We start from the raw sequence: 22,868 nt of genomic DNA on the forward strand, positions 1-22,868 counted from the left end.
TTAATTTCCGTTGCGCAGATACTCCATCACGGCGGGGCGGACGGATTGATCACCTTGTTCACGCGCCTGATGGATCACGCGGCGCACCTCGCTGAGGTCCACGCGGCGCAGCAGGCTTTTGACCGGACCGATGGAGGCCGGGCGCATGGAGAGGTGGCGCAGCCCCATGGCGGCCAAGCAGACGGCCTCGATCGGGCGGCCTGCGTCTTCGCCACAGAAGCTGAGCGGCGTGCCGGTGTCGATACAGCGGTTCACGATGCCCTCGAGGAAGGTCAGGAAGCTGACATTCAGCGTGTCATAGCGGCGGCGGACCCGTTCGTTTTCCCGGTCTGCCGCGAAGAAGAACTGCTTCAGATCGTTGCCGCCGATGGAGAGGAAATCGACCTCCTCATAGAACTTCTTGGGGGCAAAGCCGAGGCTTGGGGTTTCCAGCATCGCGCCCACTTCCAGCGTTTCCGGCAGAGGGTGTCCAAGAATACGCTCGCGCTCCATCGCCTTGTCCACCTCAGCACGGGCTGCGGTGTATTCCTCATATTGGGCGATGAAGGGGAACATGATGGTCAGCGGGCGGCCATTGGCCCCGCGCAAAAGCGCCTGAAGCTGCATGCGCATGACGCCGGGCTTATCCAGCGCAACACGCACGGCGCGCCAGCCAAGGGCCGGGTTGGGCTCATCCTGAGGTGCCATATAGGGCAGCACCTTGTCAGAACCGATGTCCAGCGTGCGGAACACCACGCGCTTGCCCTCTGCCGCATCCATCACGCGGCCATAAAGCTGCGCCAGTTCGGTGCGTTTGGGCATCTGGTTGCGGATCAGGAACTGCAGCTCGGTGCGGAACAGGCCGACCCCTTCCGCCCCGGAGGTGGGCAGGGAGGGCAGGTCTGCCATAAGGCCTGCGTTCATGTGCAGATGCACCAGTTGGCCGTCTCGGCTTTCTGCATCCTTGTCGCGGATTGAGGCGTAGCGTTCCTGGGCCTGGGTCGCCATGGCGATCTTGTCGCGGAAGGCGGTGACCACGGTGTCATCCGGGCGCAGGTGCACAATGCCCTGATCGCCGTCCACCATAATGTGGTCGCCATTGAGCGCTTCGGTCGTGATTTTGTCGGCGTGGATCACCAAAGGGATCGCCAGCGCGCGGGCCACAATGGCGGCGTGGCTGCCAACAGAGCCTTCTTCGAGCACGATGCCCTTAAGCTTGCGGCCATATTCCAGCAGCTCGCCGGGGCCGATGTTGCGGGCAATCAGGATCGGGTCGGAAGGCATTTCCGCGCCGGTTTCGCTGCCCTGACCGGTCAGGATGCGCAGCAGGCGATTTGAGAGATCATCGAGATCATGCAGGCGCTCGCGCAGGTAGGCATCGGTCACTTGTTCCATGCGGGACCGTGCGGCGGATTGCTCCATCTCCACAGCCGCCTCGGCAGAGAGGCCGCGGGAGATGTCCTGCTCCATGCGGCGCATCCAGCCTTTGGAATTGGCAAACATGCGGTAGGCTTCGAGCACGTCGAGCTGTTCTTTGTCGCCGCGCGCCGCCGTATCAAGCATCTTGTCCACGCCGACGCGCAGCTCTTCGACCGCATCATTCAAACGCTTCAGTTCGACCTCGGGATCGTCTGCCACAGGGTTGGTGACCACCACGCGCGGCTCATGCAGCCAGACATGGCCCTCAGAAGCCCCCTCCTGACCGGAGGTGCCGCGAAACATCTCTGATTGCTGGTGCAGGGCGCTCATGGCCGCGCCTTCGCCGATGAAGGCGCCAAGCTCGGTCATTTCAGCAAGCACCATGGCGACAACTTCCAGCGCGTAGACTTCGTCCAGCGAGAAGGTGCGTTTTTCCTTGGATTGCACCACCAGAACGCCAAGATTGTCGCCCAGTCGTTGCACCGGCACGCCGCAGAAGCTCGAAAAAATCTCTTCGCCGGTTTCCGGCATATAGCGGAAGCCTTTGGCGTTGGGTGCGTCGTCGGTGTTGACCACGGAGGAGGCGCGGGCCACGCGGCCCACAAGCCCTTCGCCCACGCGCATGCGGGTCTGGTGTACCGCTTCGGGGTTCAGGCCTTCGGTGGCGCAGAGCTCAAGCGTTTCATCATCGCGAAACAGATAGATCGAGCACACCTCAGTGCCCATCGAACTGGCGATCAGGCTGGTGATCTTGTCGAGGCGTTCCTGACCGGCACTGTCTTCGGCCAAAGCGTCTCTGAGCCGCCCCAGCAGTTTGCGGCTTTCCGTCTGGGTGTCTTGCGCCATAAACGGTGTGGTCCTTGGTTGTCGCTCACCTTGCGAATAGACCACAACCGCGCGGAAATCAAAACGCTTTATCTGCACCTTACCGGTGCTAGGCAGTGAAGCTTACCGGCTACGCATGGATTTTGGTCAATTTACGCCACCATCCGTGGCAGGAGGTTGCGCGATTTTCTCCACATCTAAGAGATTGTTGACTGAAACTGTCTCGCGTTTAAATTGAGGCAGTTAAAACCAACGAAGTACTTTCTGACGATGACTATTGTGAAATCGCTGTTGGCAGCGACAGCGCTAACTTTGAGCTCTCTGACCTTGGCCGCACAAACCGCAGATCCTACTGAGCTTGCGTTTTGGGATACAGTCAAAACATCCGAAAATGCCGAAATGCTGCAGCTTTATCTGGAAAACTATCCAGAAGGCGCATTTGCCGGCTTGGCAAAGATCATGATCTCACAGCTTGGCGGCGCGCCTGCGGAGCCGAAAGCGGCGGCGGATGAGAGTGCGACGGATGAGGCAGCATCGCGTGCGGAGCCAAGTCAGTCGGCAGCCATGCTGGAAGAGGCAATGCGCAACTGTGATGCGCTGGTTGGGGATGTTGAGAGTTATCTGCGCAAAGATGCTTATCTTCCGGTGTTTGATCTGTCTGATGCCGATCTTCGAAAGGCGCTCTCGTCGTGCTCGATGGCTGGGCTCACGGAGCAACCCTCTGCCTATTTTAAGCATTTCATGGCGTATTACGCTTTGCTGGATCGCGAGGAGCGGGGGTTGTCAAATGAGGAATGGTCGGTGCTCCAAAAAGCGGCGGATGCGGATTTTCCGGCGGCCATTGTCTGGGCTGGGCGGCTGTATCTGCACACATATACTGGAGGCGCGGAGCAGAGCTTTTTGAACGAGGGGCTGGCGATTCTGGAACGCGGCGTTGCGCTTAGCCAAGAATATGCCGCGTTTGAATTGGGTCAGTTTCATAGCGGGGCAGAGCCATACTATAGCGACGCGGAAGTGCCTTACCATGTCGACAATCCGACGGAGGATTATGGGAAGGCGTTGCAGTACTTTGCCAAGGCGGAGTCCTTTGGCAGCGCCACAGAAGCGGCCTTTGAGCAAGGCGCACTTTATGGCGATTTAACGTTGGACATCCGCGATGCGGATGCGGCCGTGGCGGCCTATGAGCGCAGTATCGCGCGGGGGCAACGCCTTGCGGACTCTCACGGAAGACGCAGCGTTTTTCTGACCATACCTGCTTTATCGTCCGCTCGGTTAGATGTGCCGAAAGATATTATGGGCTTTCTCTCAGAACCTGACTTTGCAAGCGGGGTTCAGGCGGCCATGACGGCTGCCGAGCTTGGGTGGGAAGAGGGGGAAGCCTTTTGGTCTACCCGTGCGCTGGAGATGTTGCAGAAGTTGCTGTTTGTGATTTCGGATGCGCAGGCCATAAGCTACGAAAACGATTTTGCGGCCTGGCGTGGCTCTGAGGACAACACAAACGTCATTGGGTTCTTGAATGCGATTGCGGATACGATCGAATCCGAAATGGTCACCCGGTTTGAGCAAGACCATCACGGCGAGAGTGGCGAGGATGCGGAAACGATGCGCGCCTGGCGGGAGGCGTTTGATCGCCTGATGGATGACCGTGTATATGCGTTCACTGAATTGAATGAAGTCACCGGTTGGGATTTCGATTTTCGGAGTGCAGATGACTGTATCAAGTGGGTGAATGAGGAGTGGATCTCTGTGCGGGTGTTCGAAGTCGAGGTATTCAATGAATGCCCTGCGGATGTGAGCTTTGCTATGGCGGTTGATCAGGTGTCTCACTCAGGGAAAATCCATAAGCACGAGAAGCGCATTGAGCTTCCTACATGGGGAGAGGAGACGCTTCGGTTTAGCGCCCCCTTCGACGCTAAAACGGCCAACTACAACTGGCGGGCGTGTTATTCAGTGCAGGGGGATATTGTGTCGTATGACGACAGCGATGCCCTGTCTTGCGAGGGGGCTGATCCGACCGAGGCGCGCGATCTGGTGGGAAACTATATTGGGCGGCGTGACGCGCTCAAACGGCATGTGAAAGAACTCCTGGAATGGGAACTCGAACAGTTTTAACAAAAAAGCCCGCCAGATGGCGGGCTTTTGATTTTGGGTGGATGGCGTGGCCTTAGGCTTTCTCAAGCTCAAAAGCGTCGTGCAGGGCTTGCACGGCCAGTTCCATGTATTTGCGCTCGATCAGCACGGAGATTTTGATCTCGGATGTGGTGATCACTTTGATGTTGATGCCTTCGTCAGACAGCACTTTGAAGGCCTTGGCGGCCACGCCGGACTGGCTGCGCATGCCGATGCCAACCACAGAGACCTTGGCGACCTCCTCGTCGATGACCAGCTCGGCAAAGTTCAGGCCGCCGGAGGATTTCAGGGCGTCCAGCGCGGCTTCGGCGCGTTTCACCTGATCGGTGGGCAGGGAGTAGGTCATGTCGGTGCGGCCATCTTCAGAGATGTTCTGCACGATCATGTCCACATTCACGCCCGCGTCAGACAGGCAGCCAAAGATGATGGATGCGATGCCGGGGCGGTCGGCCACGGACAGCAGGGTCATTTTGGCTTCGTCGCGCGAATAGGCGACACCGGAGACGACGTTGGATTCCATAATTTCCTCCTCATCGCAGACCAGCGTGCCTGCTTCATCGGATTGTTCTTCAAAAGAGCTGAGAACCCTCAGCCGGACTTGGTTGCGCATGGCCAGTTCCACGGAGCGGGTCTGAAGGACCTTGGCGCCGAGGCTGGCCAGCTCGAGCATTTCTTCAAAGGCGATCTTGTCGAGTTTGCGCGCCTTTTGGCAGATGCGCGGGTCGGTGGTGTAGACGCCATCCACATCGGTGTAGATGTCACAGCGCTCCGCCTCAAAGGCGGCGGCAAAAGCCACGGCTGTGGTGTCAGAGCCGCCACGGCCCAGGGTGGTGATGCGGCCTTCCTCGGAGATGCCCTGAAAGCCTGCCACAACGGCAACACGCATGCCTTCGCCAAATTTGGCGTTGATGTTGTCGGTCGGGATTTCCTCGATGCGCGCCTGGCTGTGGGCGGAGGTGGTTTTGAGCGGCACTTGCCAGCCCTGCCAGCTGCGCGCCGGTACGTCCATTTCCTGCAGGGTCAGCGCCATCAGGCCTGCGGTGACATTCTCACCGGAGCTGACCACGGCGTCATATTCGCGTGCGTCATAAAGCGGGGAGGTTTCGTCGACATAGCCGACAAGCTTGTTGGTTTCCCCGGACATGGCAGAGACGATGACGATGACGTCATAGCCTTTGGCCACTTCCACGCCGACGCGTTTGGCGGCGCGGCGGATGCGGTCAAGGTTGGCAACAGAGGTGCCGCCGAATTTCATCACAAGTACGGGCATGGCGCGTCCTTAAATCGTAAGTCGGAGGGGGTTTACGCGGTTGGGGGGCGAGAGGCAAGCTTGATTGACTTTATCGGCCCTTGAGGTGGGAAAGAGAGGCGGTAGGAGCGGCATGAGGGGCCAGCCCCTCTGGCGCAGCGGGCTGCTCCATTCACCCCGGGATATTTGGGGAATGAGAAGTTTGTGAATGAGAAGACAGGCGCGCTCAGAAGGCGTGGGCGCGGCCGTCCCAGGTTTCAAAGCAGCCGGTGGTCTCAAGAGACAGGGCGTCAAACCGGTTGATCAGGCCGGAGGTGCTTTCCTCCAAGGTGATGTCGGCCTGGGTGCCACCCATATCGGTTTGCACCCAGCCGGGATGGTAGATACCAACGGCAATGCCGATGTGGGCGAGATCGGTCGCCAGATTGCGCCCAAGGTTCAGGGCGGCGGCTTTGGAGGCGCGGTAAATATAGGAGCCCCCCGGCGCACGGGTGTGAGAGGCCATCTGCGAGGAGATGATCGCGATTTTTGGCGCTTCAGAGAGCTGCAGGTTGGGCAGCAGGTTCTGCACATTCAAGAAAACGCCGGTGACATTGGTGGCAAAGCTGTCCGCCCACATGTCTGCCGGGTAGCCGTCTGCGAGGTTTTGGCCCTTGTCCAGATAGACGCCGGCATTGCAGATCAGGAGATCGATGGGCTGGGCATCCAGCGCTGCGGCCATGGCGGCCTGGCTGCTTGCGTCGCGCACATCCAGAGGCAGGAAGTCTCCTCCGGCGCGGCTGGTGCCGGTGACCTTGTGACCTGCCTTGCGATAGTGATCAGAAAGCGTTGCGCCAATGCCTCGGTTGGCGCCGGTGATCACGATGTGCATGGGAATGTCCTCTCTGAGTGTCAGTTGGTTTTGCGGCCGATGGCAAAGGGCAGGGGCGCGACCGGCACGCCTTCTTCGATCAGGGCCTTGGCCTCTTCGGGCTTGGCTTCGCCATAAATGGCGCGCTCCGGGGCGCTGCCTTCATGCATGGCGCGGGCCTCGGAGGCAAAATTCTTGCCGACATAGTCGGAGTTGGCCTCAACATGTTGGCGCAGCTCGCGCAGGGCCTGCTCTGCCGGGGAGGCCGGAGCGGAGAGGGCGCCGGGGTTGGGCTTGGGCGCCTCGGCTGGTTGTTCCTGTGGTGCCGGGACGCTGGCCGCTTTGCGCGCCGGACGCACGCGGGGCGCCATCATCGCCTTGGTGACATCCGTGTTGCCACAGAGGGCGCAGGCGACCATGCCGCTGACCTGAAGCTTGTCGAAGGCTTCTGCGGATTGAAACCAGCTGTCAAATCGGTGGTCGTTGGCGCATTTTAAGGTGTAGTTGATCATCGCGGTGGCGTGTCTTGGTCAGCTCTTGGGTGGCGCGAACATATGGTGCGTGTTGGGGGGGATCAAGCGTGGCGCGGCTGTTCGGCTCTATGACCTTGCGCGTTTCTTGAGCTGTTTGGTGTCAAAGTTGCGCAGGATCTCTGCCAGTTCCGGAATGCGGATGTGTTTGGCGGCCTTTTTCGGGCGCATCCATTTGCGGCGACGCTGGCCTGCTTCGGGGTAGTGTTTGGCGAGTTTGTCGACCTCCAGAGCAAACACCATCACGCGGATTTTCTGGCCGCGCAGCGGGCCACGGGTTTTGCGGTAGCGGAACTGGCCGATGCTGTGTTTGCCGATCGCGCCGGTGATGCCGGCCTCTTCCCAGGCTTCCTGTGCTGCGGCTTTGTGGGGCTTCATCCCATCCATGGGCCAGCCCTTGGGGATGATCCATTGCTGGGTGCCGCGGGAGGTGACCATCAGGATCTGCGGTTTGCCCTTGCGGATGCGGTAGGGCAGCGCGGCAAATTGCAGGTTTTTCCCGGTTTTGCGGGCTTTCTGGATCATGGCCTCAAGGGCCGAGGGGGCGAGGAGGCCCATCAGCCAACTCCTTGGTTCACGACACGCGCATGAGAGCGTTTGTGAGGAAGGTAGCGCAGATTGGGGAGGGGGCAAGCGCATAGTCGTCGCAGCCCGCGATTTCTCGTGGAGGGTGAGCGCGATCATGGGAAGTCCTGAATAGGTCGGCATTTGAGCTGCTAGGCGTCTTCGCACTCGCCAACGACCGCGCTACAACCGTTGCGACAGCTGTCATTTGCTGTATCAATCTCCTGTTTGTGAAATCGCACAAAAGAATAGGGGAATGAATTTGAAAGAGCGTTTTTGGGCAAACCACCCGCTGACCGCACAAGTAAAAAGAGAGATCTGGCGGGACGCAATATTTACCTTCGATACGAGTGTCCTTCTTGATCTTTATCGGTTCTCCGAAACCACACGTGCTGAAGTTTTTGAAATTTTGGAAGTGTTAGGTGATCGTGCGTGGCTAACTGCTCAAGTTGCTAAAGAGGTCTACGCAGGTCGCCTCGGAGCGATCCGGGATGAAGTAAACGCCTATGATCCCGTTGTTGAGTACTTGTCGAGCAAACATATCGGGCAAAAGCTGCTGCGGCCACTTGGCAAGAGACGTCACCCTTATGTTTCTCAGGACACCTTCGACGAGCTTAAGGCGGTTATTGAAAAGGTTCGAGCAGAGGTCAAAGAAGAGCGCTCAGCTCTTGAAGACCTTGCCGCAAATGATCCCATTTTGCCAAAGCTGTCTGAGCAGTTTGGGGTTCGCGTTGGGCCGGAATTCGATGATGCGGACTTAGAAAAACACCGCAAAGAAGCTCTGCGGAGGGTCAAAGAACGCGTCCCGCCTGGATACGCTGATGAGACAAAATCTGATGACCTTAAGGTTGGCGACTACTTTGTATGGCGGCAAGCCATGGACTTGTCGAGCGCGCGAGCCAAGCATTTGGTCTTTGTGACTTCAGACAAAAAAGAAGATTGGTGGCAGTTGTACGGGAAGGGTGAACAGGCTCGCATTGTCGGCCCCAGACCTGAGCTGTTATCAGAGTTCAAGGATGACACAGGGCACAGTGTGTTGATGTTGGAACTGGATGAGTTTCTGTCTCTTTTTGCCGACTTTGAGCATAGGGCGATTTCAGATCAGGCGCGGCAGGAAGCTGCGGCGGTCTCTTTGAATGAAGCCCGGCGAGCTTTTCGTTTGAAGCGGAAGTTCAAGGAGTTCTACGTCGCTAATCCAGATGGTAGTGTATCTTTAGCAGTGCCACCCTTGGGGTCAGCTCGCACAGACGGATCACCCTTTGAGGAAGAGGAAAAGAGAAGGGCGCTCTGGCAGGATCTCATTCTTTCAAAGCCACTTGAGGAACTGAGGTCTCTCCCCCGACAAGATAGGAAGTTCACCCAAGAAGAAGTAGCCCGATTGCTCGGCAAACACGCTACCTCTATTCTATTTGGAGAGGAGCATACTTCGAGTTCAGACGGCGAGACAACAGAGCCTCCGGAAGAGTCTGACGAAGAACAATAACTACTAATTTGGATAGAGGCATTATCTATCTGTCGCCTTTGAGTGCTGGGGCAGTTTCGCAGGAGCGAGCTGCCCCAGTTGTTTTGCGCGCAACAACTGTCGTTTTAACATGTAGCCTTTAATAAGCCCGTTAAATGAGGCGGCGACGCTCGGAGTTTTAACCCCCTAAACCCAAATTAGCTCAACAGCTGTCCGAAAGGTGCTGGTGGCTGTGCTGCGCGCAAATCCGAAAAATCGTTTTGCTGCAATTATTTCCATAAATCACTGTAAACTTTTTCCGCACGCTACAGAGGGTGTGGTTTGGGTCGCGTTTGGGAATTCATGGGGCGCGTGGCCGGTGAAATGTGGGAATGAATGGGATGGATGGCGATTTTCATGGGAACTCACTGCGAATCACGTGGGTGTGACGGCGATTTGTGGGGGTGATGCGGTGCATTTTGAGGCGTTTTGAGCGCTAGGTGGAAATTTTTTTGGGATTTCTTGGGAAGTCGATTTCTGTGGATAAATCACACACTATTTGGTGCTCAAAAGTAAATGCCTGTGGATATGTGGTGTAAATCGAATCGATTGGCACCAATTGGGCGCGATTTCAGAGGTGCGAAAATCGTGTATATAGACTCTGTGGGGCAAAATTTATGTTGCCTTCCATAAATTCCCATGGCATCCCTAAATCCACGATGAGGACGGGAACAAACGAGGCGCTAAGACCTCAAATCCCAAGTCAGGTTTCATACAGGCGCCCGCTTTCATCGAAAAAAAGAGATCCGGTGCGTGGGCGAGCAGAACATCCCCCCAGGTGGCACGCGCAACTGGACACCCGCACAAGCGGGACGAGGGCGGCGGATTGATCAGTGGCAGCAGATCAATCCGCCGTTTCGCTTCCACCGGACCCATTCCGGGTGGTGGGGCAGGCAGAGGTTGAAAGGGGCCATAGGCAGTGGCGCTTATGTTTCGCGGCGAGAGCCGTAACAAGGTGGATACAAAGGGACGGATGTCGATTCCGGCCAAGTTCCGCCGTGTGCTTGAAGCAGGCGACCCAGACTGGAAAAGTGGCGCAAACCCCAACCTCGTGATCGTATACGGCGGCAAGACCCGCGACTATCTGGAATGTTTCACGGTTGAGGCGATGAACGATGTGGTGGCCCGCATCATGAAAATGCCCCGTGGCAGCAAGAAGCGCCTTGCGCTCTCCAATCTCTATCTGACCCTGTCGATTGACGCCTCGGTGGATGATACCGGGCGGATCGTGCTGCCCAAAGAGCAGCGTGACAAGATCGGTCTTGCGGACATGGCGGTGTTTGCCGGTAAAGGCGACACCTTTGAGATCTGGAACCCGGAGACCTATGAAGCCACCCAGGCGGAGGCGCTTGAGGCGGATGACGACTTTGATCCGGATGCCGATCCTTCGATTTACCTTGATGGCGACGAGGGGTTCTAAGGATGGCGAGCCCTGAAGATCCCGCCACCAAACGCCCTCACATTCCTGTTCTGCTTGCGCCTTTGCTTCGCGCGGTGGCACCTGTTTCTGGGCGTTGGCTTGATGGCACATTTGGCGCGGGTGGCTATACCTGTGGGCTGATTGAGGCCGGGGCCAGCAAGGTTTACGGCGTGGACCGTGATCCGCTGGCCTTTGAGATGGCGGCCCCGTGGGTGGGAGGCTATGGCGATCAGATCGAGCTGGTGGCCGGTGTGTTTTCCAAGATGGATGAGTATGCCGAGGATCTGGATGGCGTGGTGCTCGACCTTGGAGTCAGCTCGATGCAGCTGGATCTGGCGGAGCGCGGCTTTTCCTTCATGAAGGATGGCCCGCTGGACATGCGGATGAGCCAGGACGGGCCTTCGGCTGCGGATCTGGTGAACGAGGCCGGTGAGGCCGAGCTGGCGGATATCATCTATCAGTACGGAGAAGAGCGGGCGAGCCGTCGGATTGCCAGGGCGATTGTGCGGGAGCGGTCGGCTGCGCCGATCACCACCACATTGCGTCTGGCGGAGATTGTCGAGAGCTGCTTGCCGCGCCCGAAACCGGGTCAGAGCCATCCGGCGACGCGCAGCTTTCAAGCGCTGCGGATCGCGGTGAATGATGAATATGGCGAGCTGTTTCGTGGGCTGATGGCGGCAGAGCGCGCGCTGAAGCCCGGCGGGCTTCTTGCGGTTGTGACCTTCCATTCGGTGGAAGACCGGATGGTGAAGCGGTTCTTGCAGTCGCGCGCGGGCAAAACCGGCAACGTCAACCGCTATGCCCCTGAGACAGAACAGGAAAAGCCTGCGTTTGAGCTGATCACCCGCAAGGCGGTTGGACCTGATCCGGAAGAGCTTGAAGACAACCCGCGTGCGCGCTCTGCGAAACTGCGGGTGGCGCGGCGCACCGATGCGCCGGCGGGTGAGATTGCGGGCAAGGCGATTGGAATGCCAACCCTTGGAGGGCGGAAGTAAATGCGGACGGTGTTGTTTGTTTTGGCGGCTGGTATGGTGATTGCGCTGTCCGTGTGGGCCTATCAGGAGAACTATCGCACGCAGGCGATGATCGGTGAGACCGAACGTTTGCAGCGTGAGATTGGCGAGGCGCGGGCGCGTCTGTCGGTGCTGAAGGCGGAGTGGGCCTATCTCAACCGTCCCGACCGTCTGCGCGATCTGGCCGAGATCAACTATAACGATCTGCAGCTTTTGCCGCTGCGCCCCAACCAGTTTGGGCGCGTGGAGCAGGTGGCCTATCCGGCCAGCGGCGTGCTGTTTGACATTGAGAATGCAGTTGAGGTCTCCGCTGAGGAGGTCACACCATGACACGCACACCTCTGAGACCGCTTGCGTCGATCCTGCGGGCGCGGGATGTGGGGGAGAACCCGGACAGCATTGAGCGCGCCAACCTGCGCGCGCGCCATGAGGAAATGCGCAGCAAAGGGCGTGCCCGTGCTGAAGGGCGCCTGCTGATCATGGCGGTTCTGTTCACCGGAGCGTTTATCACTGTGGGTGCGCGGATGGGCGTGGTCAGCATGTCTGAAGCCACCGAGCCGCGCACAAGCTATGCCGGGAGCCGCATTCAGGCGGAGCGCGCTGATATTGTCGACCGGCATGGGCGCATTCTGGCAACCAACCTTGAGACCCACGCGCTTTATGCGCAGCCACATCACATGATCGACAAGGAACGCGCCGCAAAAGAGCTGGTCGCGATCTTTCCGGATCTGGATGAAGAACGTCTGATTAAGGATTTCACAGGAAAGAGAAAATTCCTCTGGATCAAGAAGAAGATCAGCCCTGAGCAACAACAGGCTGTGCATGATATTGGCGAGCCGGGGCTGCTGTTTGGCCGCCGCGAGATGCGTCTTTATCCAAACGGGCGTTTGGCGGCGCATATCCTTGGCGGGGCGAGCTTTGGCAAGGAAGATGTGCATGACGCCGAGCTGATCGGTGTCGCGGGTGTTGAAAAGTATTTTGACGATGCGCTGCGTGATCCGGCCAATGGCGACAAATCCCTGACCCTGTCCATTGACCTCACCGTGCAGGCCGCAGCCGAGCGCGTGCTTTGGGGTGGCATGAAGCTGATGAATGCCAAGGGCGCGAGCTCTGTGCTGATGGATGTGAAAACCGGTGAAGTGATCTCCATGGTCAGCCTGCCGGATTTTGACCCCAACAATCGCCCGCGCCCGCCGGTGCAGGGGCAGGCGGCGGACAGCCCGCTGTTTAACCGTGCGGTGCAGGGGCTTTATGAGCTTGGCTCGACCTTCAAGATTTTCACCGCCGCGCAATCCATCGAGCTGGGAATTGCCGCGCCTGAGACGTTGATTGACACCAAAGGGCCGCTGCGCTGGGGCAAATTCCGCATTCGGGATTTCCGCAACTACGGCGCGCAGTTGACGCTGACCAAGGTGATCGTGAAATCCTCCAACATCGGCACCGCGCGGATTGCGCAGCTGATCGGGGCGGCGCGTCAGCAGGATTTCCTGCGCAACCTTGGCTTCTTTGAGCCGACACCGGTTGAGGTGGTCGAGGCGCGTGGCGCGCAGCCACTGCTTCCGCGCAACTGGTCTGAGCTGTCGACCATGACAATTTCTTACGGCCACGGCATGTCTGCCAGCCCGCTGCATCTGGCGGCTGGCTATGCGGCGATCGCCAATGGCGGCACCAAAGTCACGCCAACCCTGCTGAAACAGGATGATGTCGAAACCGGCCCGCGCGTGATGAGCGCGGAAAGTGCCGAAGCCGCGCGCACCATGTTGCGCAAAGTGGTGAGCGAGGGCACCGCCTCCTTTGGCGAGGTGCCCGGCTATGCGGTGGGCGGCAAGACCGGCACGGCTGACAAGCCGAAAGAAAACGGGCGCGGATATTATGAGGACAAGGTGATCGCCACCTTTGCGGCGATGTTCCCGACCCATGATCCGAAATATGTGCTGATCCTGTCGCTGGATGAGCCGGTGGAAACCACAGGCGATGAGCCACGCCGCACAGCAGGCTGGACCGCAGTGCCGGTGGCGGCTGAAATGATCGCGCGCGTCGCACCTCTTTTGGGGCTGCGTCCCGAAGTTGAACCCACGGAGTTGGCTGATATAACGCTGACATCAAACTAAGCCGAGCAAAGGCGGGGCACGGATGGCAGTGGGCGCAAAACATCTTTCTGAATTGGGCCTGACGGCCATTGGCGGGGCAAATCCGGCGATCACCGGCTTAGCGGTGGACAGCCGCGACGTGAAAGAGGGCTTTCTGTTCGCAGCGATGCCCGGCACGCGGGTGCATGGGGGCACATTCATTCAATTTGCTCTGCGCATGGGCGCGTCTGCGATCTTGACAGACGCGGCGGGCGCAAAGATTGCGGAGCAGGAGTTGGCGGCAAGTGATGCCGCTGTGGTGATTGCAGAAGACCCGCGTCAGGCGCTGGCCTATACGGCAGCGCTGTTTTTTGGCGCGCAGCCCGGCATTATGGCGGCCGTCACCGGCACCAATGGCAAAACCTCTGTGGCGACCTTCCTGCGGATGATCTGGCAGGAGATGGGGCTTGAGGCGGTGAACCTTGGCACCACCGGTGTGGAGGGCGATTTCACCGCCCCGCTGCATCACACAACGCCCGAGCCGATCACCTTGCACCGCACCTTGGCGGCTGCGGCGGAGGCGGGCATTGGCTTTGCCGCAATGGAGGCCTCTTCGCACGGGCTGGCGCAATGCCGCCTGGACGGGGTGCAGCTGAAGGCGGCGGGGTTCACCAATTTCACGCAGGATCACCTCGACTACCACGAGACCTTTGATGAGTATTTCAACGCCAAGGCCGGGCTTTTTGCGCGCGTATTGCCGGAAGATGGCACGGCGGTGATCAATGTGGATGACCCACGCGGCATGGAGATGGCGCTGATCGCGGGCGGACGGGGGCAGGGCGTTCTGACCGTTGGCAAAGGCGACGCGGATCTCGCGCTCACAGCCCAGCGGCTGGATGCGACCGGGCAGGATGTGCGCTTTACCTTCCGGGGCAAAAGCTATCAGACGCGGCTCAATCTGCTTGGCGGGTTTCAGGCGGAGAATGTGCTCTTGGCGGCTGGTCTGGCTGTGGCCTGCGGAGCGGAGCCGGAGCGGGTGTTTGAGGTGCTGCATGAGCTGAAAGGCGTACGCGGGCGGATGCAACTGGCGGCAACGCGGGCCAATGGGGCGGCGGTTTATGTCGACTATTCCCACACGCCTGACAGCGTGGCGACAGCGCTCAAGGCTCTGCGCCCCCATTTGATGGGGCGGCTCATCATTGTGGTTGGCGCAGGCGGGGACCGCGACAAAACCAAACGCCCGCTGATGGGGCAGGCCGCCGCAGAATACGCCGATGTGGTGTTTGTCACCGATGACAATCCACGCAGCGAGGATCCTGCGGTGATCCGTGCGGCCGTGATGGAGGGCGCGCCCGAAGCCACCGAAGTGGGTGACCGGGCCGAGGCCATTCTGCGCGCGGTGGATGCTTTGGGGCCGGGCGATGCGCTGTTGATTGCGGGCAAAGGGCATGAGACCGGGCAGGAAATCGGCGAGGATATCCTGCCGTTTGATGATTGTGAGCAGGCAAGCGTGGCCGTGGCCGCTTTGGATGGAGGTCTGGCATGACGCTTTGGAGCTCTGTCGCCGCCGCAGAGGCAACCGGTGGGCGCAGCACGCGCGACTGGACCTGTAACGGTGTCTCAATTGACACGCGCACCCTTGAAGAGGGCGATCTGTTTGTGGCCCTCACCGCGGCGCGGGATGGCCATGAATTTGTGGCGCAGGCTTTGGAAAAAGGCGCCGCCGCCGCATTGGTGAGCCGCATTCCAGAAGGCCTCACGGAAGATGCGCCCCTGTTGATTGTCGATGATGTGCTGGAAGGTCTGGAGGCTTTGGGCCGCGCTGCCCGTGCGCGCACGGAGGCGCGGGTTGTGGCGGTGACTGGCTCCGTTGGCAAGACCTCGACCAAAGAAATGCTGCGCGCCATGCTTGCGGGGCAGGGGCGCACCCATGCCTCTGTGGCGAGCTACAACAACCATTGGGGCGTGCCGCTCACCTTGGCACGGATGCCTGAAGACACCGAATTTGCTGTGATTGAAATCGGGATGAACCATCCTGGCGAAATCTCGCCGCTCGCCAAAATGGCACGGCCGCATGTGGCGCTGGTCACAACCGTCGCCGCTGTGCATCTGGAAGCTTTTGAGAATGTCGCGGGCATCGCGCAGGAGAAAGCGGCGGTTTTTGACGGGCTGGAGCCGGGTGGCGTGGCCATCGTGAACGCGGATATCGACACGGCAGATGTGCTGCGCGCCCATGCAGCAGCTCTGGGGGTTGCCAAGCAGGAGTTTGGTGAGAGCGCAACAGATTGGCAGCTGGGCGAGATCACGCTGCAAGGCAATGTGACCGTGGCGCGGGCCATGCAGGGCGATGAACCGTTGCTCTTTAAGGTGCAAAGCGCCGGGCGCCATTTTGCGATGAATGCGCTTGGCGCTTTGGCCTCGGTCGACGCGATGGGCGCAGATTTGGCGCTGGCTGTGGCCGATCTTGGCCGCTGGACCCCGTTTGTGGGGCGCGGGGCGCGGGAGACCCTGGTGCTCGATCCGGTGGAAACCGACCGCACTCTGGAGCTGATAGATGAGGCCTATAATGCCAATCCAACCAGCCTTGGCGCTGCGCTTGAGGTTCTCGCCGCGGCAGGGCCCCAAAACGGTATTGGCCGTATCGGCAAAGGCCGTCGGATCGCCTTTGTCGGGGACATGAAGGAACTGGGTGCGGATGAGGTGGCGATGCACGCGGACCTTGCCAAACACCCGGCGATGGCGGAGATCGACATCGTGCATTGCGTTGGTCCGCTGATGCAGCACCTGCACGCCGCGCTGCCCGATGAGAAACGCGGGCTTTGGGCTCAGACCAGCGCAGAGCTGGCGGCAGAAGTGCGTCGGCTGGTTGATGCCGGTGATGTGGTCATGGCCAAGGGCAGCCTGTCGATGGCACTGGCGAAGGTGGTTGACGCCATCCGCAAACTGGGTCATCCCGCCCCGCAATCCAAAAACGAGGACCTGTAATGTTCTATTGGCTGACCGCGCTGTCGGATGGCGGTGATTTCTTCAACCTGTTCCGCTACATCACCTTCCGCGCGGGTGGTGCCTTCATGACGGCGCTGATCTTTGGCTTTCTGTTTGGCCGCCCGCTGATCAATGTGCTGCGCCGCAAACAGGGCAAAGGCCAGCCGATCCGTGACGATGGCCCCGAAGGGCATTTCGCCAAAGCGGGCACCCCGACCATGGGAGGCCTGCTGATTGTGGGCGCTTTGGTCACCTCCACCCTGCTTTGGGCGCGCTGGGACAATGGCTTTGTCTGGCTCGTGCTGTTTGTCACGCTGGCCTATGGCCTCATCGGGTTTGCCGATGACTATGCCAAAGTGTCCAAGCAGAACACCAAAGGTGTGTCGGGTCGCGTGCGCCTGTTGCTGGGCTTTGTTATTGCAGGGATTGCAGGGGTTTGGGCGACATTCTTGCAGCCCGATACGCTGCAGTTCCAGCTTGCTGTTCCGGTCTTCAAAGAGGTGCTGATCAACCTCAGCTGGGCCTATGTGCCTTTCGCCATGTTCGTGGTTGTGGGCGCGGCCAATGCGGTGAACCTGACCGATGGTCTGGACGGGCTGGCCATCATGCCGGTGATGATTGCCGCAGGCGCGCTGGGTGTCATTGCCTATGCGGTGGGCCGCGTTGACTTCACCGAGTATCTGGATGTGCATTATGTGCCCGGCACCGGTGAAATCCTGATCTTTGTGGCGGGTCTGATTGGCGGCGGTCTTGGCTTTCTGTGGTACAATGCCCCGCCCGCAGCGGTCTTTATGGGCGACACCGGCTCGCTGGCGCTTGGCGGCGCACTTGGGGCGATTGCCGTGTCCACCAAACACGAGCTGGTGCTCGGCATCATCGGCGGCCTCTTTGTGGTTGAGGCGCTCAGCGTGATCATTCAGGTGCTCTACTTCAAGCGCACCGGCAAGCGGGTGTTCCTGATGGCGCCGATCCACCATCACTATGAGAAGAAGGGCTGGTCGGAACCGCAGATCGTGATCCGCTTCTGGATCGTGGCTGTGATCCTCGCGATGATTGGTCTTGCGACGCTGAAGCTGCGCTAAGCGACCCCTACAGGTGAGACAATGAGAGGCGTGCCGATTTTGGCGCGCCTTTTTGCTTCTCATTCTCCAAATATCCCCGCCGGAGGCATCCGACGTCTGCGGCTTGTGCCTCCCTCGCGGTCGAGGCACTGTTGGCGCGGAACTTTTTGGGGGTGTCAGATGATTCCAGTACAGGGCTTTGAGGGCGCAAAGGTCGCCGTTTTGGGCTTGGGGCGCTCAGGTCTTGCCACAGCGCGGGCGCTGCGTGCGGGCGGGGCGGAGGCGATCTGTTGGGACGACAACCCCAAGGCGCGCGAAACCGCAGAGGGCGAAGGGTTTCTCTGCGCCGATCTGCTCAAACAAAACGCCTTTGACGGCATCGCCAGCCTGATCGTCAGCCCCGGCATTCCGCATCTTTACCCAACGCCAAATCCCGTGGTGGCGGCTGCTTTGGAGGCCGGTGTTGCGGTGGACAATGACATTGGGCTGTTTTTCCGCTCCTTCGCCAATGGCGGCTGGGAGATGTTTGAGACCATGCCCAAAGTGGTTGCGGTCACAGGCTCCAACGGCAAATCCACCACTTCTGAGCTGATCCATCATGTGCTGAGCGAGGCCGGGCGGCGCACGCAGCTCGCAGGGAACATTGGCCGTGGGGTGCTGGATCTGGACCCGGCGGAAGATGGCGATGTGATCGTGCTGGAGCTGTCGAGCTATCAGACCGATCTCGCGCGCAGCCTCACGCCGGATATTGCCGTCTTCACCAACCTCAGCCCCGATCATCTGGATCGCCATGCGGGCATGGGGGGCTATTTCGCCGCCAAGCGCCGCCTCTTTGCCGAAGGTGGGCCGGATCGCGCTATTGTTGGCGTTGATGAGATCGAAGGGCGCTATATGGCGGGGCAGCTGTCTGAAGGCCCCTCTGATGACCGGGTGATGCGCATTTCGACTGAGCGCAAACTGACCTGGCCGGGGTGGAACGTTTTTGCCCGCAAAGGATTTCTGAGCGAGTACCGAAAAGGCCGGCAGGCCGGTTCGATTGACCTGCGCGCCATCAAAGGGCTGCCCGGCGCGCACAACCATCAGAACGCCTGTGCTGCCTATGCGGTCTGTCGCGCGTTGGGGCTTGCGCCGCGTGTGATTGAGGCGGGTTTTGCCAGCTTTGGCGGCCTGCCGCATCGCAGCCAGATCATCTCGGAGGCGGGTGGCGTGACCTATGTAAACGACAGCAAGGCCACCAATGTGGATGCGGCGCAAAAGGCGCTGGCGGCGTTCAAAAAGATCCGCTGGATTTGTGGCGGGTTGGAGAAAGAAGGCGGTCTGGGCGATCTCGCTGAAAGCGCGGACGAGGTGGTGAAGGCCTATGTCATCGGGCGCGAGGCCGCAAATTTTGCCATGCAGCTTAAAGGGGTTGAGACCGAGGTCTGCACCACGATGGAACAGGCGGTGGCGCGCGCCGCCGCAGAGGCGCAGGACGGCGACACCGTTCTGCTGGCCCCGGCGGCGGCGAGTTTTGATCAGTACGACAGCTTTGAAAAACGCGGCGAGGATTTTGTGGCGCAGGTACAGGCGGCGACAGGCGCAGCTTAACCCCGCTTGGCCGCAATCGCCTGACCTGCGGCCCAGCCCGAACTCCAGGCCCATTGGAAATTGAAGCCGCCGAGCCAGCCGGTGACATCCATGGCTTCGCCAATCACATAGAGGCCGGGCACGGCTTTGGCTTCCATGGTTTTGGAGGAGAGGCCGTCTGTGTCGATGCCGCCAAGGGTCACTTCGGCAGTGCGGTAGCCTTCGGTGCCGGAAGGCAGCAACTCCCAGTTTTGCAGCCGATCACAGAGCGCTTGCAGGGCAGCGTCGGACTGATCGGCGAGATTGCCGGATAGATCCATGGTCTCGCTGAGGTGGTCCACCAGACGGGAGGGCAGCAGCGTGGCCAGCTCCGTGGTGAGATTGCGGCGGCCCTGTTCCTGACGGCGGTTGCGCAGGGTGTCAAACGGGCTGCTGTCCGGAAAGAGGTTTACGGAGATTGGCTGACTTTCCCGCCAATAGGAGCTGATTTGCAGCATGGCGGGGCCAGAGAGGCCGCGATGGGTGAACAACATGGCCTCCTCAAAGCTGGTGCCGTTTGCCGCCGCGCGCACCGGATGCGCCACGCCGGAAATGGCTTTGAAGCGGCCATCAGAGAAGGTGAAAGGCACAAGCCCCGCGCGGGTGTCTGTGACGGTGAGGCCAAACTGGCGCGCGAGGTCATAAGCCAGCCCGGTTGCACCCATCTTGGGAATGCTCTTGCCACCGGTGGCCAGCACGATGTTGGTGCAGGTGAGGCTCTCGCGTTTGCCGCTCTTTTCGACTTCCACACTGAAGGTCGTGCCGTCATGGGATAGGCTGACGATCTGGGTTTCAAGCCAGAGCGCGGCACCCGCCTGCGCCATCTCTGTCTGCAGCATCGCGATGATGTCTTTGGCGCTGTTGTCACAGAATAGCTGCCCGAGGGTTTTCTCGTGATAGGCGATGTTATGGCGCGCCACCATGTCGATGAAATCCCACTGCGTATAGCGGCTGAGCGCGGATTTGCAGAAATGCGGGTTGGCGGACAGGAAGTTTTCAGGGCCTGCATACATATTGGTGAAGTTGCAGCGCCCGCCGCCGGAGATGCGGATTTTCTCGCCCGGCGCTTTGGCGTGATCAAGCACCAGCGTTTGCCCGCCGCTCTGCGTGGCGCACATCATGCCCGCCGCACCGGCGCCGAGGATGATACTGTCCCAATGTGTCTGTCTGCTCATGCTGGCGGGGTGCCTGATGATGCGGCCTTGGTCAAGAGGGGCGCTGCCCCTGCCACATCTGCGATGTGGCTACCCCGGGATGTTTTGGGAATGAGAAATCCCTGACGGCTCTCTGGAGCTCAGAGGGCAGGCAAATCGGCCATCTCTATACTTTTCATAAAGCCTGTTGGGTGTTAGACTTTCACCCAGACCCGGAAAACGGGCGTTTTGAGGCAGAGATCGGCGTATTTCGATGACAGAGATGGTTTATGGCGCGTTGCCCGTTCGGGCGCGTGAACCCGTGCTTCCGAAATGGTGGCAAACACTGGACAAATGGACGATGACATCCATTGTGTTGCTGTTTGTGATTGGCTTGATGCTGGGCATGGCAGCAAGCCCCCCTTTGGCGGCAAAGAACGGGTTTGAGCCGTTTCACTACGTCAAGAAACAAGCTTTCTTTGGCGGGTTGGCGATGGTGACGATGGTTGTCACCTCGATGATGTCCCCCACATTGGTGCGCCGCCTTGCGGTGGTTGGCTTTGGCGTGTCCATGGTTGCGCTGGCGCTGTTGCCGGTGTTTGGCACGGATTTTGGCAAAGGCGCGACACGCTGGTATTCGTTGGGGTTTGCCTCCTTGCAGCCGTCTGAATTCCTCAAGCCGGGATTTGTGGTGGTCGCGGCCTGGTTGATGGCGGCCAATGAGGAGATCAATGGCCCTCCGGGGCGGCGCTGGTCCTTCCTGTTGATGATGACCATCGTGCTGATGCTCGCCATGCAGCCTGACTTTGGCCAGGCCTGTCTGATCCTGTTTGGCTGGAGCGTGATGTATTTTGTCTCCGGTGCGCCGATGATGCTGATTGGCGGGATCATCCTGTCGCTGATCCCGGTGGCGAATTTTGCCTATAACAACTCAGAGCACTTTGCCCGCCGGATTGACGGGTTTCTGGATCGCTCGGTCGATCCGACCACACAGATTGGCTATGCCACAGAGGCGATCCGCGAAGGCGGTCTGTTTGGCGTCGGTGTGGGCGAGGGGCAGGTGAAATGGTCCCTGCCGGATGCGCATACCGATTTCATCATTGCGGTGGCGGCTGAGGAATACGGGCTGATCCTTGTCTTTGCGATTCTTGCACTCTACGCGACCATTGTGCTGCGCTCGTTTTTCCGCCTGATGCGGGAGCGTGATCCGTTCATTCGGCTGGCGGGCACCGGCCTTGTGGCGATTTTCGGCGTACAAGCGCTCATCAACATGGGCGTTGCAGTGCGGCTATTGCCCTCCAAAGGCATGACTTTGCCGTTTGTGAGCTATGGCGGCTCTTCCCTCATCGCCGGGGGGATTGCAGTTGGCATGATTTTGGCGTTTACCCGCAGCCGTCCTCAAGGTGAGATCGGGGACATTCTGCGGGGGCATGGTAGATGAGTAGACAGCCACTTTTGGTGATTGCAGCAGGTGGCACGGGCGGCCATATGTTTCCGGCGCAGGCGCTGGCGGAGGTGATGCTGCGCAAAGGTTGGCGGGTCAAGCTTTCCACGGATGCGCGTGGCGCCCGCTACACCGGTGGCTTTCCCCATACGGTTGAGATTGAGGAGGTCAGCTCGGCCACCTTCGCGCGTGGCGGAGCGTTGGCCAAGCTGGCGGTGCCGTTTCGCATCCTTGGCGGCGTGTTTGGCGCTGCGCTGAAGATGCGCAAAGATCGGCCCGATGTGGTGGTCGGCTTTGGCGGATATCCGACCATTCCGGCCATGGGGGCGGCCTGGCTGTTGAAGCTGCCGCGGATGATCCATGAGCAGAACGGTGTGCTGGGCCGGGTCAATCAGGTGTTTGCCAACCGCGTTGATGTGGTGGCCTGTGGGACTTGGCCAACGGCTTTGCCGGACGGTGTCGAAGGCACGCCGGTGGGCAACCCTGTGCGCAAGGCCGTGATGGACCGCGCGGGCGCAGGTTATATCGCGCCGGGAGACTACCCAATGTCGGTGCTGGTGATTGGAGGCAGCCAAGGCGCGCGGATCTTGAGTGATGTGGTGCCTGCGGCGATTGCCGCTTTGCCCTCTGACATTCTGGGAAACCTGCGCGTGGCGCATCAGGCGCGCGATGAGGATTTTGATCGGGTGTCGGCCTTTTATGCAGAGGCGGGCATTTCGGCGGATGTGCAGCCGTTCTTCACCGACGTTCCGGCACGGATGAGCGAAGCGCAGCTGGTGATTTCACGTTCTGGCGCGAGCTCGGTGGCGGATATCTCCATCATTGGACGCCCGTCGATCCTTGTGCCCTTTGCGGCAGCGGCAGGCGATCACCAGACGGCCAATGCGCGGGGGCTGGCAGAGGTGGGCGGGGCGATTGTTGTGCCCGAGAGCCTTCTGACGCCGGAGGCACTGACCGAACAAATCACAACCATTTTGAGCAACCCGCAGGGCGCGAGCCAGATGGCGCAGGCCGCGCTGTCGGCGGGCAAGCCGGACGCGACCGAGGCGCTGGTGGCGCTGGTCGAGCATCTGGCGAACAAGGACCAATAA

General features: G+C 59.8%; 18 protein-coding genes. 12 read left to right on the top strand and 6 right to left on the bottom strand.

The window, feature by feature from the left end; genetic code table 11:
* A complete protein-coding gene (gene ptsP / locus J7399_RS13800; RefSeq protein WP_209063727.1) occupies positions 1-2,244 on the bottom strand; it encodes a phosphoenolpyruvate--protein phosphotransferase in 2,244 nt (747 codons plus the stop codon).
* Positions 2,245-2,493: 249 nt separating this feature from the next.
* Between ptsP and J7399_RS13805 the strand changes: the two genes are divergently transcribed.
* On the top strand, positions 2,494-4,335 hold the full coding sequence (locus J7399_RS13805; protein WP_209086945.1) for a hypothetical protein: 1,842 nt from the start codon (positions 2,494-2,496) through the stop codon (positions 4,333-4,335).
* Positions 4,336-4,387: 52 nt separating this feature from the next.
* On the opposite strand, the gene J7399_RS13810 is transcribed toward J7399_RS13805, so the two are convergent.
* The 4 genes from J7399_RS13810 to J7399_RS13825 all read right to left on the bottom strand — a co-directional run bounded on the left by J7399_RS13810 (position 4,388) and on the right by J7399_RS13825 (position 7,540).
* Positions 4,388-5,623 (bottom strand): aspartate kinase, encoded by a 1,236-nt coding sequence (locus J7399_RS13810; RefSeq protein WP_209063725.1) that lies wholly within the window; start codon positions 5,621-5,623, stop codon positions 4,388-4,390.
* A 205-nt stretch (positions 5,624-5,828) separates the two neighbouring features.
* Positions 5,829-6,473, bottom strand: a complete 645-nt coding sequence (locus J7399_RS13815; RefSeq protein ID WP_209086947.1) for an SDR family NAD(P)-dependent oxidoreductase — start codon at positions 6,471-6,473, stop codon at positions 5,829-5,831.
* Positions 6,474-6,493: 20 nt separating this feature from the next.
* A complete protein-coding gene (locus J7399_RS13820) occupies positions 6,494-6,964 on the bottom strand; it encodes a DUF1178 family protein (RefSeq protein WP_209086949.1) in 471 nt (156 codons plus the stop codon).
* Positions 6,965-7,051: 87 nt separating this feature from the next.
* On the bottom strand, positions 7,052-7,540 hold the full coding sequence (locus tag J7399_RS13825; RefSeq protein WP_247742900.1) for an NUDIX hydrolase: 489 nt from the start codon (positions 7,538-7,540) through the stop codon (positions 7,052-7,054).
* A gap of 262 nt (positions 7,541-7,802) precedes the next feature.
* Here J7399_RS13825 and J7399_RS13830 point away from each other — a divergent pair, with 262 nt between their 5' ends.
* From J7399_RS13830 to murD, 9 genes are all read left to right on the top strand, one after another.
* Entirely contained in the window at positions 7,803-9,029 is a 1,227-nt protein-coding gene (locus J7399_RS13830) for a PIN-like domain-containing protein (protein WP_209086951.1), read from the top strand.
* Positions 9,030-9,975: 946 nt separating this feature from the next.
* Positions 9,976-10,467 (top strand): division/cell wall cluster transcriptional repressor MraZ, encoded by a 492-nt coding sequence (gene mraZ / locus J7399_RS13835; RefSeq protein ID WP_247742913.1) that lies wholly within the window; start codon positions 9,976-9,978, stop codon positions 10,465-10,467.
* Positions 10,468-10,469: 2 nt separating this feature from the next.
* Positions 10,470-11,462 (top strand): 16S rRNA (cytosine(1402)-N(4))-methyltransferase RsmH, encoded by a 993-nt coding sequence (gene rsmH / locus J7399_RS13840; protein WP_209086953.1) that lies wholly within the window; start codon positions 10,470-10,472, stop codon positions 11,460-11,462.
* Positions 11,463-11,810 (top strand): cell division protein FtsL, encoded by a 348-nt coding sequence (locus J7399_RS13845; RefSeq protein ID WP_209063715.1) that lies wholly within the window; start codon positions 11,463-11,465, stop codon positions 11,808-11,810.
* On the top strand, positions 11,807-13,591 hold the full coding sequence (locus J7399_RS13850) for a penicillin-binding protein 2 (RefSeq protein ID WP_209063712.1): 1,785 nt from the start codon (positions 11,807-11,809) through the stop codon (positions 13,589-13,591). The genes J7399_RS13845 and J7399_RS13850 overlap by 4 nt, the downstream gene beginning before the upstream one ends.
* A 22-nt stretch (positions 13,592-13,613) precedes the next feature.
* On the top strand, positions 13,614-15,095 hold the full coding sequence (locus tag J7399_RS13855) for a UDP-N-acetylmuramoyl-L-alanyl-D-glutamate--2,6-diaminopimelate ligase (protein WP_209086955.1): 1,482 nt from the start codon (positions 13,614-13,616) through the stop codon (positions 15,093-15,095).
* Positions 15,092-16,534 carry a UDP-N-acetylmuramoyl-tripeptide--D-alanyl-D-alanine ligase gene (murF, locus tag J7399_RS13860; protein ID WP_209086957.1) on the top strand — a complete coding sequence of 481 codons (1,443 nt, stop codon included), beginning with the start codon at positions 15,092-15,094 and terminating at the stop codon, positions 16,532-16,534. Before J7399_RS13855 ends, murF begins: the two co-directional genes overlap by 4 nt.
* Positions 16,534-17,616, top strand: a complete 1,083-nt coding sequence (mraY, locus tag J7399_RS13865; RefSeq protein ID WP_209086958.1) for a phospho-N-acetylmuramoyl-pentapeptide-transferase — start codon at positions 16,534-16,536, stop codon at positions 17,614-17,616. Before murF ends, mraY begins: the two co-directional genes overlap by 1 nt.
* Positions 17,617-17,775: 159 nt before the next feature.
* Complete coding sequence (gene murD / locus J7399_RS13870; RefSeq protein WP_209086959.1) at positions 17,776-19,182, top strand: UDP-N-acetylmuramoyl-L-alanine--D-glutamate ligase; 1,407 nt, start codon at positions 17,776-17,778, stop codon at positions 19,180-19,182.
* On the opposite strand, the gene J7399_RS13875 is transcribed toward murD, so the two are convergent.
* The gene (locus tag J7399_RS13875) at positions 19,179-20,375 is read right to left on the bottom strand and encodes an NAD(P)/FAD-dependent oxidoreductase (RefSeq protein ID WP_209086960.1); all 1,197 of its coding nucleotides are present in this window, start codon (positions 20,373-20,375) and stop codon (positions 19,179-19,181) included. The two genes, murD and J7399_RS13875, sit on opposite strands and share 4 nt — an antisense overlap.
* 232 nt (positions 20,376-20,607) lie before the next feature.
* Between J7399_RS13875 and ftsW the strand changes: the two genes are divergently transcribed.
* The gene (gene ftsW, locus J7399_RS13880; protein ID WP_209063699.1) at positions 20,608-21,774 is read left to right on the top strand and encodes a putative lipid II flippase FtsW; all 1,167 of its coding nucleotides are present in this window, start codon (positions 20,608-20,610) and stop codon (positions 21,772-21,774) included.
* Entirely contained in the window at positions 21,771-22,868 is a 1,098-nt protein-coding gene (locus tag J7399_RS13885; protein WP_209086961.1) for a UDP-N-acetylglucosamine--N-acetylmuramyl-(pentapeptide) pyrophosphoryl-undecaprenol N-acetylglucosamine transferase, read from the top strand. The genes ftsW and J7399_RS13885 overlap by 4 nt, the downstream gene beginning before the upstream one ends.

This window comes from Shimia sp. R9_1, assembly GCF_017743775.1.
Classification (GTDB): Bacteria; Pseudomonadota; Alphaproteobacteria; order Rhodobacterales; family Rhodobacteraceae; genus Shimia.

What these genes read in the sequence shown, in the direction of transcription:
- ptsP (WP_209063727.1), bottom strand. Translation starts at nt 2,244, where the DNA reads ATGGCGCAAGACACCCAGACGGAAAGCCGCAAACTGCTGGGGCGGCTC.
- J7399_RS13805 (WP_209086945.1), top strand. Translation starts at nt 2,494, where the DNA reads ATGACTATTGTGAAATCGCTGTTGGCAGCGACAGCGCTAACTTTGAGC.
- J7399_RS13810 (WP_209063725.1), bottom strand. Translation starts at nt 5,623, where the DNA reads ATGCCCGTACTTGTGATGAAATTCGGCGGCACCTCTGTTGCCAACCTT.
- J7399_RS13815 (WP_209086947.1), bottom strand. Translation starts at nt 6,473, where the DNA reads ATGCACATCGTGATCACCGGCGCCAACCGAGGCATTGGCGCAACGCTT.
- J7399_RS13820 (WP_209086949.1), bottom strand. Translation starts at nt 6,964, where the DNA reads ATGATCAACTACACCTTAAAATGCGCCAACGACCACCGATTTGACAGC.
- J7399_RS13825 (WP_247742900.1), bottom strand. Translation starts at nt 7,540, where the DNA reads ATGGGCCTCCTCGCCCCCTCGGCCCTTGAGGCCATGATCCAGAAAGCC.
- J7399_RS13830 (WP_209086951.1), top strand. Translation starts at nt 7,803, where the DNA reads ATGAATTTGAAAGAGCGTTTTTGGGCAAACCACCCGCTGACCGCACAA.
- mraZ (WP_247742913.1), top strand. Translation starts at nt 9,976, where the DNA reads ATGTTTCGCGGCGAGAGCCGTAACAAGGTGGATACAAAGGGACGGATG.
- rsmH (WP_209086953.1), top strand. Translation starts at nt 10,470, where the DNA reads ATGGCGAGCCCTGAAGATCCCGCCACCAAACGCCCTCACATTCCTGTT.
- J7399_RS13845 (WP_209063715.1), top strand. Translation starts at nt 11,463, where the DNA reads ATGCGGACGGTGTTGTTTGTTTTGGCGGCTGGTATGGTGATTGCGCTG.
- J7399_RS13850 (WP_209063712.1), top strand. Translation starts at nt 11,807, where the DNA reads ATGACACGCACACCTCTGAGACCGCTTGCGTCGATCCTGCGGGCGCGG.
- J7399_RS13855 (WP_209086955.1), top strand. Translation starts at nt 13,614, where the DNA reads ATGGCAGTGGGCGCAAAACATCTTTCTGAATTGGGCCTGACGGCCATT.
- murF (WP_209086957.1), top strand. Translation starts at nt 15,092, where the DNA reads ATGACGCTTTGGAGCTCTGTCGCCGCCGCAGAGGCAACCGGTGGGCGC.
- mraY (WP_209086958.1), top strand. Translation starts at nt 16,534, where the DNA reads ATGTTCTATTGGCTGACCGCGCTGTCGGATGGCGGTGATTTCTTCAAC.
- murD (WP_209086959.1), top strand. Translation starts at nt 17,776, where the DNA reads ATGATTCCAGTACAGGGCTTTGAGGGCGCAAAGGTCGCCGTTTTGGGC.
- J7399_RS13875 (WP_209086960.1), bottom strand. Translation starts at nt 20,375, where the DNA reads ATGAGCAGACAGACACATTGGGACAGTATCATCCTCGGCGCCGGTGCG.
- ftsW (WP_209063699.1), top strand. Translation starts at nt 20,608, where the DNA reads ATGACAGAGATGGTTTATGGCGCGTTGCCCGTTCGGGCGCGTGAACCC.
- J7399_RS13885 (WP_209086961.1), top strand. Translation starts at nt 21,771, where the DNA reads ATGAGTAGACAGCCACTTTTGGTGATTGCAGCAGGTGGCACGGGCGGC.